Genomic DNA, 12,709 nt, shown 5'->3' on the forward strand with positions numbered 1-12,709 from the left:
GTCTAAGCGCGTCTGCTGTGCGCCGGCGCCGGTGTGTACCCGGCGCCGGCGCCGACGTGTCCGTACGTTCCGGTCCTGGTCCTAGTGCGCCGAGGCGGACGCGGAGTCCGACGGGGTCGTCGTCCCCGGCTCACCGGCCTCACCCGACTGCGACTCCGCCGGAGAGCCGGAGGACGACTCCAAGGCCGATCCGGCGGGCGCGCCCGACGTGCCCGACGCGCCCGGCGACGGGGACGCGGGTGCCGAGAGCGACGGCGAGGGCAGGGCGCTCGGGCCGACACCCTTGAAGTAGGTGTTCGACGGGAAGACGAAGGCGCGCAGACCGACATCGCCGGTCTCGCTGAACGTGAACACGACCTGCTGCGCGTCGCCGTTCTTCGCGGCCTCGCGGCCGTTCTCGATCACGGCGGACGCGTTGCCCTCACCGCCGAGCTGGACCCAGCCGCCGGCCGGCACGGTGATCGGTCCCGACCCCTCGGCGGGCGAGAGCTTCACACCGGCGGTGGTGCCGGGCAGCGTGATCGAGTCGAGGGTCTGGCCGCTCCGGCCGTTGTTGAAGACCGTGCCGGTGACGACCGCGGGGCCCTCGGCGTCGGCCTCGGGCTGGGTGACCACCGTCGCGTTCTGGATGGAGATGTCACCCACGGAGGTGGCGGCGTTGTCCGGCTTGACGCCGAGCGTCTGCGCGTTGTTGCCGGCGCCGCACGCGGTGAGCGGGGCAAGCGAGAACACGAGGGCAGAAGCGGCGAGGACGCCGCGTCGAAGGCTGCGGCTCACGGCGGCGGCAACTCCTAGGACGTACGGACGGAAGGGCTCAGGACGGGACAACACCGAGAACCTGGCGCGGTGTCGGTGGTACCGACGGTGCTCAAGGCTTTCAGCGGGCCTAGGTTACCGAGCCGTCGTCGGCGCCCCGCACCCGACCCGCCTCCAGCGCCCTGCCGCCGCTGCCGTACGGCCCGGCTACGGCGTCCGTGCGGCGTCCGTATGGCAGCGGTAGCGCGTTCGTACCGCCCGGCGCCGCTCCCGTACGGCTCGTCCACCGCTCCCGTACCGCTCCCGTACCGCTCTCCGGGTCGTTTCAAGGCGCCGCCCCCGGGCCGGATTCCGTATCCGATTTCCTGCTCGATCCCGTCGTTTCGCACGGCGTTCACATAATGCCGGTGATCAATTCCTCCGGCCGCCGCACATTCCTTACGAATACCGCCCCCGGCCCCACGGTGATCAATTGCGGAATCTCCCGCACTTCCATCCGTACGAGTGATCGACAACCGAACGGAGTGTGGGAAGTTTGATGCCTGAAACCCGGCAAATCGGGACGTTCATCCACTCCTGAGGGTGTTGCGGGGCGGGTAACGTACGCGTTTCCGTGCGCCCGCGCAGTGGCTCCGACCTGCGAATACCTCCTTCCGGAAGCCGCCCGCAGCACGTTCCTGGCGCAGTTGTCAAGCCCCGAGAACCGTCCTGACCTGCGAAAACGCCATTCAGAAGATGCCATTCTCGTGTTACCCTGGATAGCCACGGAAGGGGTACCTGTCACATGACGTTCAAGGTTGGCGACACCGTGGTCTATCCCCATCACGGGGCCGCGCTGATCGAGGCCATCGAAACTCGCCAGATCAAAGGCGTGGACAAGACCTACTTGGTGCTCAAGGTCGCCCAGGGCGACTTGACAGTGCGTGTACCGGCGGACAATGCGGAGTTCGTCGGCGTGCGCGATGTGGTCGGTCAGGACGGGCTGGACCGGGTCTTCGAGGTGCTTCGCGCACCGTACGCAGAAGAGCCGACGAACTGGTCCCGTCGCTACAAGGCAAATCTCGAGAAGCTCGCCTCCGGCGATGTCATCAAGGTCGCTGAAGTGGTGCGCGACCTGTGGCGCCGGGAGCGCGAGCGCGGACTCTCCGCAGGTGAGAAGCGCATGCTCGCCAAGGCGCGGCAGATTCTTGTCAGCGAGCTGGCTCTCGCGGAGAACACGAATGAAGACAAGGCCGAGGCTCTGCTCGACGAGGTCCTCGCGTCCTGAACCATGACGTGACGCCATCGTGCCGGTGGCGCATGCCGTACAACGCAGTGATGCCGTGGTGCCCGCTGACCAGCTGTGAGGAAAATGCTGTGTCGCCGGGCGCTGCGGCATGTCCGTACACCCGCACCTCGTACGACATACGGGTACGACATACGGCCCACATCGCCCGTACACGCACGCCCCGACATCCCCGCACCATGACGATGACGTCCGTACACCGTCCACCGGATCCACCGGACAGCTCCACCGGATCCGGCCGGAGAACTCCGTCCACCGGAGGCGTCCGAAGTTCCGGAGAGGTTCCGGACGCCTGTCACGGACGCCTGAGGCTTCACACCCCTCGTACCCGTACCCGGTGAGTCACCGGGACTTCACCCGGGGTCTCGCCATACCCCGGGCGGACCCGGGTATGCGGAGCCCCGGGCAGCGGGCGCGGTCCGTCTCGACCGTGTGTCACGGAAGGGTCCGGTCAAGGCGTCGCGCCCGGCACGGTGTGGCCATACCCATGTCGGCCGAGGAAACAAACCTGCCGGAGTGCAACCGATGTCAGACGAAGCCCGCCCCCACCGCACCGCCGCGGTGATTCCCGCAGCAGGCCGGGGGGTACGGCTCGGCCCCGGAGCCCCCAAGGCCCTCCGCGCGCTGGGCGGCACACCGATGCTCATCCACGCCGTCCGCGCGATGGCCGCCTCACGCGCCGTCTCGCTCGTCGTGGTGGTCGCCCCGCCCGACGGCGCCGCCGAGGTGAAACACCTCCTCGACGAGCACGCGCTGCCCCAGCGCACCGACTATCTCGTCGTCCCGGGCGGCGAGACACGCCAGGAGTCCGTACGGCTCGGAATCGAGGCCCTGCCCGACTCCATCACCGCCGTGCTCGTCCATGACGCGGCGCGCCCGCTCGTACCCGTCGACACCGTGGACGCCGTCGTCGAGGCCGTACGGGACGGGGCGCCCGCCGTCGTGCCCGCGCTGCCGCTCGCGGATACCGTCAAACAGGTCGAGCCGCGCGAGAAGGGCGAGCCCGAACCGGTCGTCGCCACGCCCGAGCGGGCACTGCTGCGCGCCGTACAGACCCCGCAGGGCTTCGACCGCGCCACGCTCCAGCGCGCCCATCGGACGGTGGCGGCGGTCGGCGAGGGCGCGACGGACTGCGCCGGTATGGTCGAGCGGCTCGGCGCGCCCGTGGTGGTCGTGCCAGGACACGAGGAGGCGTTCAAGGTGACCAGGCCGCTGGATCTGGTGCTGGCCGAGGCGGTACTCGCCCGGAGGAGGGCCAACGATGGCTACTGAGCCTGAGCCTTCCGGGCCCGAGGGGCCAGGCACCCCGCCCGAGGGATCGGCCGCCTCCGAGGCGGCTGGTGCTTCCGGCGCGGCCGGGGCGGCTCCCGCTTCCGGCGCGGCGCGCTCCGTGCCCGTACGTCTGCCGCAGGTGGGCATCGGCACCGACATCCACGCCTACGAGGAGGGCCGCGAGCTGTGGTGCGCGGGGCTGCTCTGGGAGGGCGAGGGTCCCGGTCTGGCCGGTCACTCCGACGCGGATGTCGTCGCCCACGCGGCCTGCAACGCGCTCTTCTCGGCCGCCGGTCTCGGTGACCTCGGCGCGCACTTCGGCACCGGGCGCCCGGAGTGGTCCAGGGCCTCCGGACTCACCCTCCTTACGGAGGCGGCCAGGATCGTGCGCGAGGCGGGCTTCACCATCGGCAATGTCGCCGTACAGGTCGTCGGTCCGCGGCCGAAGATCGGCAAGCGGCGGGACGAGGCGCAGAAGGTTCTGACGGAGGCCGTCGGCGCTCCGGTCGCGGTCTCCGCCGCCACCTCCGACGGGCTCGGCTTCACCGGCCGCGGCGAGGGACTGGCCGGGATCGCCACGGCGCTGGTCGTCCGTACGGACTGATCAAAATACATCGCGTGGGGTACGGGTTGAGAGAGCGTCAGACGTGACATCCGATCTGACGCCGGTTTCACCAGGCGTCAGGCATCAGGTGTCTGGCGTCAGCTCTCCGCTCAACAGCTCTCCGTTCAACAGTTCTCAGTTTTAAAGTGATCAGCTGAACAGCGCTGAACAGTCATCAGGCCCCAACAGTGACCAGGTACCGGGCATCAGGAAGGCAGTCATGGCAGCCGCACTCTCCGACAAGCTCAAGGAACTCCTCGACGGACCCGTCTTCGTCGACATCGCCACCATCCAGCCCGACGGCAGCCCGCAGGTGTCGCCGGTGTGGGTGAAGCGCGACGGTGACGATCTGCTCATCTCGACCACCGTCGGCCGGCGCAAGGAGAAGAACCTGCGCCGCGACCCCCGGGTGACGGTCGTCGCGCGGCCCGACGACGCGCCGTACGTCTACGCGGAGATCCGCGGCTCGGCGACCCTGACCACAGAGGGTGGCCAGGAGCTGATCAACGAGCTGTCCCTCAAGTACACGGGCAAGCCGTACGCGGAGTTCAACCCGACGTCGAGCGAGGACGCCGAGCGCGTGGTCGTCCGTATCACCCCGCGCAAGATCATCGGCCGTATCTGAGCCCGGCGGCCGGACCGGCCGGGCCCGCCAGGCCCGGCCCAACCGGGTCCACCCGGCCCGGTCCGGCCCATCCGGCTCACCGGGCCCGTCCGTCCGGTCCGTGACCCGGATGGGGCAAACAGCTCAATCGTCGCGAAATTCGACCGTTGACTTTGCCAGGCGGGCATGAACGTCACGCTTCTGTGTCCCCGCGGTCCAAAGGGTCGCGGGGCACTACCCCTGGCGCACTACCCTTGTCGCGTGACTATTCGGCTGTACGACACCGGCGCCCGGCAGATCCGTGATTTCAACCCGCTCACGCCGGGCTGTGTCTCGATCTACCTGTGTGGCGCCACCGTGCAGTCCGCTCCGCACATCGGGCACATCAGGTCGGGACTGAACTTCGACATCCTGCGCCGCTGGTTCACCTACCGCGGCTACGACGTGACGTTCGTACGGAACGTCACGGACATCGACGACAAGATCATCACCAAGTCCGCCGCCCAGGGCCGCCCGTGGTGGGCCATCGGGTACGAGAACGAGCGTGCCTTCAACGCGGGCTACGACGTCCTCGGCTGCCTGCCCCCCACCTACGAGCCCCGCGCCACCGGCCACATCACCGAGATGATCGAGATGATGCGCGGCCTCATCGAGCGCGGCCACGCCTACGAGGCGGACGGCAACGTCTACTTCGACGTCCGGTCCTTCCCGGACTATCTGGAGCTCTCCAACCAGAGCCTGGACGAACTGCGCCAGCCCTCCGGCGACGGCGAGACCGGCAAGCGCGACCAGCGCGACTTCGCGATGTGGAAGGCCAGCAAGCCCGGCGAGCCGAGCTGGGAGACGCCCTGGGGCCGCGGCCGGCCCGGCTGGCATCTGGAGTGCTCGGCCATGGCCCACAAGTACCTGGGCACCGTGTTCGACATCCACGGCGGCGGCATCGATCTGATCTTCCCGCACCACGAGAACGAGATCGCGCAGGCCAAGGCGTACGGCGACGAGTTCGCGCGGTACTGGGTGCACAACGCCTGGGTCACCATGAGCGGCGAGAAGATGTCCAAGTCGCTCGGCAACTCGGTGCTGGTCTCCGAGATGGTCAAGCACTGGCGCCCCATCGTGCTGCGCTACTACCTCGGCACCCCGCACTACCGCTCGATGATCGAGTACAGCGAGGAGGCGCTGCGCGAGGCCGAGTCCGCGTTCGCGCGGATCGAGGGCTTCGTCCAGCGCGTCGTGGAGAAGGCCGGGGGAGTGGTCGAGGCCGCGGGCGAGGTACCGCCCGCCTTCGCCGAGGCCATGGACGACGATCTGGGCGTTCCGCAGGCGCTCGCGATCGTCCACACCACCGTCCGGCAGGGCAATTCCGCGCTCGCCGCCGACGACAAGGAAGCGGCCGTCGCCCGGCTCGCCGAGGTGCGGGCCATGCTCGGCGTCCTCGGTCTCGACCCGCTGGACCCGCACTGGGCCGGCGAGGCCGACCGCGGTGAGGATCTGCACGGCGTCGTCGACACGCTCGTACGGCTGGTGCTGGAACAGCGCGAGGCGGCGCGCGGGCGCAAGGACTGGGGTACGGCGGACGCCATCCGGGACCAGCTCCAGCAGACCGGACTCGTCATCGAGGACGGTCCCTCGGGACCGCGCTGGACGCTGGGACCGCGCTGACCTCGGCCGATGCGCCGCTCGGTGCTGCCGGGCGGCGCACTTGCGTCCTTACGTAGGCTGGTACGGCCGACGGGGTACGTGAGGCTCTTCCCGTACCGGCCGCACCGGGCCGTACGAGGGTTCGCCGAAACGCTCCGTCCGAAGCACGCCGTAACACCCAGAGCACGCCGTAACAGTCAGAGCACGCCGCAACATCCTGAAGCAATCTCAAGCTGAAGCAGTCTCAAGCAGTCTGTCTCAAGCAGTCTGAAGCAACGAAACAGGTAGGTCATGGCCGGGAACAGCCAGCGCAGGAACCGCCGCACGTCCAACAAGAAGGGCGCGCAGGTCGGCAGCGGTGGCAAGCGACGCCGCGGGCTGGAGGGCAGGGGTCCGACCCCGCCCGCCTCCGCCCGCAAGGGCCATGCCCAGAACCGTGTCGCCAACGCCAAGGCCAAGCAGACCGCCCGGCGCCAGGTCGCGCGGCGCGGCGGCAAGGGCACCAGCGAGATGGTCGTCGGCCGCAACCCCGTCTTCGAGGCGCTGCGCGACGGCGTACCGGCGGTGACCCTCTACGTCCAGCAGTTCATCGACAACGACGAGCGGGTGCGCGAGGCGCTCCAGCTCGCGGCCGAGCGCGGCGGCATCCATCTGATGGAGGCGCCCAAGCCGGAGCTGGACCGGATGACGAACGGCCTGAACCACCAGGGCCTCGTCCTCCAGGTCCCGCCGTACGAGTACGCCCACCCCGAGGATCTCGCGGCGGCGGCCTTCGACGACGGCGAGGACCCGCTGATCGTCGCGCTCGACGGGGTCACCGACCCGCGCAACCTCGGCGCGGTCGTCCGCTCCGTCTCCGCCTTCGGCGGGCACGGTGTCGTCGTACCGGAGCGGCGTGCCGCGGGGATGACCGCCGGGGCCTGGAAGTCGTCGGCGGGTACGGCGGCCCGTACGCCGGTCGCCCGCGCGACCAATCTCACCCGCGCGCTGGAGTCGTACCAGAAGGCCGGTCTCGTGGTCGTCGGGCTCGCGGCGGACGGTGAGCACGAGGTCGGCGATCTCGAAGCGCTCGGCGGGCCCGTCGTCATCGTGGTCGGCAGCGAGGGCAAGGGGCTGTCGCGGCTGGTCGGGGAGACCTGCGACTTCCGGGTACGGATCCCGATGCCGGGCGGCGCCGAGTCGCTGAACGCGGGGGTCGCGGCCGGAGTGGTGCTGTACGAGGCGGCGCGCCGCCGGGCCTGAGGCCGGGCGGTGGGTCCGGGGCGCCGGGGCGCGTCGTACGTTTGTACGTTCTTGCGTTCTCGCCCTTTACGGTCGGGTCGCGCGGGCGCCGGCCGGTCGGTCGTGCCGCGTGAGCAGGCCCGACGGCCCCGGCGACGGGTACGGTTGATGATCTTGACGGGTCTCGGACATTTGCCGCTCGTCAAGGCAGTGTCCTAAACACAAGTCACTCGGTTAGATGAGTGTGGACACCAGAACGCCCCGGCCCGGGTTCGACGATCAGCCCCCGCTGAGCATGCTCAAGGTGGATTGCGATCCCGCGCAGGTCATCGTGAACCACGCCAGCTTCCGGGTGAAGCTCGCATCGCCCCAGCGCACCGGCCCCGCGCGCGGTGCGGCGGACAGCGCGCGCGTCCGCGCCACGAGCGGCGGCGCCACCGGCGGGAGCGGAGCCCGCCGCAGGGCCCCCGTGGTCTGGAGCGGCAAGTCCGCCCCGGGCGACCCCGGGGCGACCGGGCTCCTCCAGGCCGTACGGAACTCCTCCGTGCCCCCTACGGGCAGTGGCTACCGGGACGCCCGTGATGCGCGTGATGCCCGTGACGCGCGTGATGGGCGTCCCGCGCCCGGCGGCAGGCCGGGCATGTCCGGTCTGTCCGGCCGGCCCGCAGCGCCGGACAGGGGATACGACACCGGCGTCACCCAGGTCATCCCGCGGCTCGACCTCGACGGCGAGACCACCATGCCGACGCCCGTCGTCGGGCATCAGAGCCGTGGCTCCGGCGCCGGTTCGGGTGCCGGTACCGGTGCCGCCACCCGGACCGGTATCACCCCGCTGCTGCCGCCCATGCGGCAGGCGGTCGGCGCGTACGACACGCCCGAGCGGACGATCGACCCGGACCTGGACCCCGATCTGGATCTGGACCCGGACCTGGATCTGGAGCCGTACGCGGAACCCGGCACCGATCCCGCCGACCACCGGCGGCGCGACCGGCGCTACGGCGCGACCGGCGCACGGGCCGCCGACGCGGCGGCCGTCCGGCACGCGTACTACCCCGGCCGCCGGATGAACCTCGGCGTGGTGCTGCTCCCGCTCCGCGTCTTCCTCGGCTTCATCTCGATCTACGCCGGTATGGGCAAGCTCTGCGACCCCGTCTACTTCGACGGCGGCGAGCGCGGCTCGATGGTCAAGTGGCTCAACTCGCTGCACCCCTGGGCGCTCGCGGAACCCCTGCGGGACTTCGCGCTCTCCCACCCGGTCGGCGCGGGCCTCAGCGTCGCCTTCCTCCAGATCGTGGCGGGCGTACTCACCGTCCTCGGACTCTGGCAGCGGGTCGCCGCCTGCTTCGGCGCGCTGCTTTCCGCGGCGCTGCTGCTCACCGTGAGCTGGCGGACGGTTCCGGTGTACGACGCGCCCGACATCATCTATCTGGCCGCCTGGTCCCCGCTGATCATCGCGGGCGCGCCCGTCTACTCCGTGGACGGAAGGCTCGCGGGCGAGGCCTGGCGCACGCTCGGGCCGCGTTCCGAGATCTGGGATCTGCGGCGTCGCGTACTGCGGCGGGGCGCGGTCGTCGCGACCGTCGTCATCGGGCTCACGCTGCTGGTCGGTTCGGTGCTGGGCGGAGCCGTACGGTCCTCCGACATGGTGACGGTGCCGGGACCCAACGTCGACCCGGTCAACCAGCTCCCCGGCGAACCGCTGCCCCAGAAGCCGGGCCACGGCGGCAGCAGCGCGTCCGGCACGCCCAGCGGCGGCGGGACGACGGCGGGCCGGCGGTCCGAGCCGTCCGCGACCCGTTCCGGCACCCCCGAGGCCCAGCAGCCCGTGCCGGGCGGCGGCACCGTCCCGGAGACGGCGGGCGGCGCGACCAGCACCGGCCAGAGCCAGCAGCAACAGCCCAGCCAGACCCAGGGCACGGGCCGCCAGCCCCCGCAGACGGCCCAGCAGGCTCCGCCCCCGTCCAGCAGCCAGGGCCCGTCGACAACGGGCGGCGCGGGCGACGGAAGCGCGGGAGCCGGCACGGGCGACAGCTCCACGACAGGCGGCACATCCTCAGGCGCCGGCAACAGCAACCCCATCGGCGGTCTGCTCGGCTGAGGTCTGCTCGATCGACGAGACCGGTAGGCGCGCGCCTACCGGTCTCGTCGTCCCGCGCGCGGGACGGGCGACACGACCCTGCCGGCGCCCAGGCACGGCTGCACGTGGCCCGACATCGGTCAGCGACGAGCAACCGGATGGCCTTGGATCCGGGCCTGTGCCGGGGGCGGACGCGGGGCGGACCGGGGGCGGACCGGGGGCGGGCGGGCCCTCGGGAGCCTTGTACGGGCCCCGCACAGGCTCCGTGCAGGCGCTCAGCGTCTACGGCCCCCTGGCGGGCACAAGGGGCTCAGGGGGCTCCGTACAGGCGTACAGGCTTAGTGGGCCACCGGAGCCCGCCGGAGTCCCGCCGCCGGGGCCCACACCGTCTCAGCGCGGTCCGTCCTGTCTCAGCGCGGTCCCGACGCCAGTTCCTTGGCCGCTTCCGTGAGGTCCTTCGCCGTGTCGATGGCCCGCCAGTACGCCCCGTGCGGCAGGGGAAAGCCCGCGAGGCTGCGTTCGCGCGCCAGTCGTGGGAACGTCGTGCGCTCATGGTCGCCGCGCTCGGGCAGCAACTCGGCGAACCGCGGGGAGAACACATACACACCCGCGTTGATCAGATAAGGCGACGGGGGCGCCTCGATGAAGTCGAGGACATGGCCGAACTCGTCCGTCTCCACGGCCCCCCACGGGATCCGGGGACGGGCCAGGGCGAGCGTCGCCGTCGCGTCACGCTCGGCGTGGAAGGCGGCCATCTCGCGCAGGGAGAAACGTGTCCAGATGTCGCCATTGGTGGCATACCAAGGCTGTGTCGGGGCAGGGAGCTTGGCGGCGGCGTACTTGAGCCCGCCACCGCGCCCCAGGGGCTCGGGTTCCACCACGGTCGTGACACGCAGCGGAAGATCCGCCGAGTCCAGCCATTCCTGGAGGACTTCGGCGAGATGCCCGCACGACACGACGGCGTCGGTCACGCCCTCGGCGGCGAGCCAGGCGAGCTGATGGCCGATGATCGGGGTCCCCGTGCCGGGGATCTCGACCATCGGCTTGGGACGGTCGTCGGTGTACGGGCGCAGCCGCGACCCCTGGCCGCCCGCGAGGACCACGGCCTGCGTCGGAAACGTATGCATGCCGTGAACGATAGGCGGGGCGGGGCGCCCAGGGGGCGCGGCCGGCGATCTGCCTGCGGCCGACCGGTGTCCGGTCGGCTCTCCGCGGTCAGCTTCCCGCGGCCTGCTGGGAGACTCCGTACGCGAACGATGTGTCGCACACCGGGCGCGAGAAGGACTGCGCGCGGGTGGGACCGTATGTCGCCACGGCCGCGCGGCCCAGGGCCCGTGCGATCGACATGCAGTGCCTGGCGAGCGACGGGCGCTCCTCGACACGCCGCTGAAGGTGTGTCAGGGCGATGCCCGGATCCTTCTCCTGGAGTTCCACGAGAAGCTGCTCGCGCAGAATATCCTGGGGCGTACGGGACTTGGCCCGCACCGAGGCGGTGTCCGAGGAGGCGGTCAGGACCTGCGACTCGGCTGTGCTGGACGCCCACGGAACACGGGCGACCGCGAGGGTCCCGGAGAGCACCAGGACGACGGGCAGTACGAGAGCGAGAGTTCGGCCGATACGGCGGGCTGAGTGGGTCACGCAGGCGAGCGTAGCGGCCAGTGATGATTTGGCGACATTTAGTCACTCTCCCGAGGGATGGTTCGATCGTCCTTTTCGAATCAGGTGTTGACGGCTCCGTCCGAAATGACCTGTGTGTCAGGGTATTTATCGACATGTGATATGCGGCTCGACACGCGGCTCGCGATATCCGGCGAACGCGGACGGCCCCGCACCGGAGTGCGGGGCCGCGCGGAGATCAACCGGCTCGTTCGGCCGGCCGACCGGTCAACCGGTTCAGGCTGCCGGCCGACCGGTTCGGTCGGTCAGTCAACCGGTTCAGTCGGTCAGGCGCTCGCCGGTCGAGGTCGAGAAGACATGCGTCTCACCGGCGCGCGGTACGACGTGCAGCTTGGCGCCCTTGTCCGGCACGGCGCGGCCGTTGACGCGGACGACGATGTCCTTCTTCTCGCTGCCGAGGTCGGCGGTGCCGTACACATAGCCGTCGGCGCCCAGCTCCTCGACGACATTGACGGTCACGGCCAGACCGGCCGGCGCCTCCTTGGAGAGCGTGCCGGACGTGCTGTCCTCGGCCAGGTCGAAGTGCTCGGGGCGGACACCGACCGTCACGGTCTTGTCACCCTTGTCCGCGGCGGCGGCGAGCGCCTCGCGCGACACCGGCACCACGCTGTTGCCGAACTTCACACCACCGTCGGTGATCGGCACCTCGACCAGGTTCATGGCCGGGGAGCCGATGAAGCCGGCGACGAAGAGGTTGGCCGGGCGGTCGTACATGTTGCGCGGCGAGTCGACCTGCTGGAGCAGCCCGTCCTTGAGGACCGCCACCCGGTCGCCCATGGTCATGGCCTCGACCTGGTCGTGGGTCACGTACACCGTGGTGATGCCGAGACGGCGCTGGAGCGAGGCGATCTGCGTACGGGTCGAGACACGGAGCTTGGCGTCGAGGTTCGACAGCGGCTCGTCCATGAGGAACACCTGCGGCTCACGCACGATGGCGCGTCCCATCGCGACACGCTGCCGCTGACCACCGGAGAGCGCCTTCGGCTTGCGGTCCAGGTACTCGCTGAGGTCGAGGATCTTCGCGGCCTCCTCGACCTTCTTGCGGATGTCCGCCTTGTTCACGCCGGCGATCTTGAGCGCGAAGCCCATGTTGTCGGCGACGGACATGTGCGGGTACAGCGCGTAGTTCTGGAACACCATGGCGATGTCCCGGTCCTTCGGCGGCAGATGCGTGACATCGCGCTCACCGATACGGATGGAACCCGCGTTGACGTCCTCAAGACCCGCGAGCATGCGCAGGGAGGTCGACTTTCCGCAGCCGGAGGGACCGACGAGGACGAGGAACTCGCCGTCCGCGATCTCGATCTCGAGCTGGTCGACTGCGGGCTTCGTGGAGCCCGGGTACACACGGGTTGCCTTGTCGAACGAGACAGTTGCCATGGTGATGTGTCCCTCCACCGGCAGGAACGTGCCGGACGATCCGAGTAAAGGAATGGTTCCTCCGCCGGGGGGCGGAGGATGGGTCTAGTCCACCTGGTGAACTCCAGGTGACGCTACTCCGCGATTCCGGATCTGTCAGTACTTCGGCCCTCACCAAATTCCTGGCCAGGTGGTGATCCAGGGCGGTTACAC

The 12,709-nt window shown here is 70.2% G+C and carries 11 protein-coding genes; 7 read left to right on the forward strand and 4 right to left on the reverse strand.

Features of this window, described 5'->3' with window-relative positions; all coding sequences use genetic code 11:
• Positions 1–81 precede the first annotated feature (81 nt).
• The gene (locus ACWGDX_RS13735; protein WP_453625269.1) at positions 82–777 is read right to left on the reverse strand and encodes a DUF461 domain-containing protein; all 696 of its coding nucleotides are present in this window, start codon (positions 775–777) and stop codon (positions 82–84) included.
• 763 nt (positions 778–1,540) lie between these two features.
• On the opposite strand from ACWGDX_RS13735, the gene ACWGDX_RS13740 reads away from it, so the two are divergent.
• The 7 genes from ACWGDX_RS13740 (at position 1,541) to ACWGDX_RS13770 (ending at position 9,481) form a co-directional block, all read left to right on the forward strand.
• Entirely contained in the window at positions 1,541–2,023 is a 483-nt protein-coding gene (locus tag ACWGDX_RS13740; protein WP_003953493.1) for a CarD family transcriptional regulator, read from the forward strand.
• A 543-nt stretch (positions 2,024–2,566) separates the two neighbouring features.
• Complete coding sequence (gene ispD / locus ACWGDX_RS13745; protein ID WP_363084921.1) at positions 2,567–3,313, forward strand: 2-C-methyl-D-erythritol 4-phosphate cytidylyltransferase; 747 nt, start codon at positions 2,567–2,569, stop codon at positions 3,311–3,313.
• Positions 3,303–3,917, forward strand: a complete 615-nt coding sequence (gene ispF, locus ACWGDX_RS13750) for a 2-C-methyl-D-erythritol 2,4-cyclodiphosphate synthase (protein WP_453625271.1) — start codon at positions 3,303–3,305, stop codon at positions 3,915–3,917. The genes ispD and ispF overlap by 11 nt, the downstream gene beginning before the upstream one ends.
• A gap of 220 nt (positions 3,918–4,137) precedes the next feature.
• Positions 4,138–4,542: a PPOX class F420-dependent oxidoreductase gene (locus ACWGDX_RS13755; RefSeq protein WP_453625273.1), complete on the forward strand. Its 405-nt coding sequence runs from the start codon at positions 4,138–4,140 to the stop codon at positions 4,540–4,542.
• Positions 4,543–4,782: 240 nt separating this feature from the next.
• Positions 4,783–6,183, forward strand: a complete 1,401-nt coding sequence (gene cysS, locus ACWGDX_RS13760) for a cysteine--tRNA ligase (protein ID WP_453625275.1) — start codon at positions 4,783–4,785, stop codon at positions 6,181–6,183.
• A gap of 270 nt (positions 6,184–6,453) precedes the next feature.
• Positions 6,454–7,404, forward strand: coding sequence for a 23S rRNA (guanosine(2251)-2'-O)-methyltransferase RlmB (gene rlmB / locus ACWGDX_RS13765; RefSeq protein WP_453625277.1), 951 nt, complete (start codon positions 6,454–6,456; stop codon positions 7,402–7,404).
• 217 nt (positions 7,405–7,621) lie between these two features.
• The gene (locus tag ACWGDX_RS13770) at positions 7,622–9,481 is read left to right on the forward strand and encodes a DoxX family protein (RefSeq protein ID WP_453625279.1); all 1,860 of its coding nucleotides are present in this window, start codon (positions 7,622–7,624) and stop codon (positions 9,479–9,481) included.
• 389 nt (positions 9,482–9,870) lie between these two features.
• On the opposite strand, the gene ACWGDX_RS13775 is transcribed toward ACWGDX_RS13770, so the two are convergent.
• From ACWGDX_RS13775 to ACWGDX_RS13785, 3 genes are all read right to left on the reverse strand, one after another.
• Positions 9,871–10,587, reverse strand: coding sequence for a nucleotidyltransferase family protein (locus ACWGDX_RS13775; protein ID WP_363084010.1), 717 nt, complete (start codon positions 10,585–10,587; stop codon positions 9,871–9,873).
• Between the two features lie 88 nt (positions 10,588–10,675).
• Positions 10,676–11,098, reverse strand: coding sequence for a hypothetical protein (locus tag ACWGDX_RS13780; RefSeq protein ID WP_363084011.1), 423 nt, complete (start codon positions 11,096–11,098; stop codon positions 10,676–10,678).
• 297 nt (positions 11,099–11,395) lie between these two features.
• Entirely contained in the window at positions 11,396–12,517 is a 1,122-nt protein-coding gene (locus ACWGDX_RS13785) for an ABC transporter ATP-binding protein (RefSeq protein ID WP_363084012.1), read from the reverse strand.
• Positions 12,518–12,709 lie beyond the last annotated feature (192 nt).

The sequence above is a fragment of the Streptomyces sp. NPDC055025 genome (assembly GCF_053608565.1).

Bases quoted from the DNA above. Each gene is read 5' to 3' on its own strand.
- ACWGDX_RS13740 (WP_003953493.1), top strand. From the start codon at position 1,541: ATGACGTTCAAGGTTGGCGACACCGTGGTCTATCCCCATCACGGGGCC.
- ispD (WP_363084921.1), top strand. From the start codon at position 2,567: ATGTCAGACGAAGCCCGCCCCCACCGCACCGCCGCGGTGATTCCCGCA.
- ispF (WP_453625271.1), top strand. From the start codon at position 3,303: ATGGCTACTGAGCCTGAGCCTTCCGGGCCCGAGGGGCCAGGCACCCCG.
- ACWGDX_RS13755 (WP_453625273.1), top strand. From the start codon at position 4,138: ATGGCAGCCGCACTCTCCGACAAGCTCAAGGAACTCCTCGACGGACCC.
- rlmB (WP_453625277.1), top strand. From the start codon at position 6,454: ATGGCCGGGAACAGCCAGCGCAGGAACCGCCGCACGTCCAACAAGAAG.
- ACWGDX_RS13770 (WP_453625279.1), top strand. From the start codon at position 7,622: ATGAGTGTGGACACCAGAACGCCCCGGCCCGGGTTCGACGATCAGCCC.
- ACWGDX_RS13775 (WP_363084010.1), bottom strand. From the start codon at position 10,587: ATGCATACGTTTCCGACGCAGGCCGTGGTCCTCGCGGGCGGCCAGGGG.
- ACWGDX_RS13785 (WP_363084012.1), bottom strand. From the start codon at position 12,517: ATGGCAACTGTCTCGTTCGACAAGGCAACCCGTGTGTACCCGGGCTCC.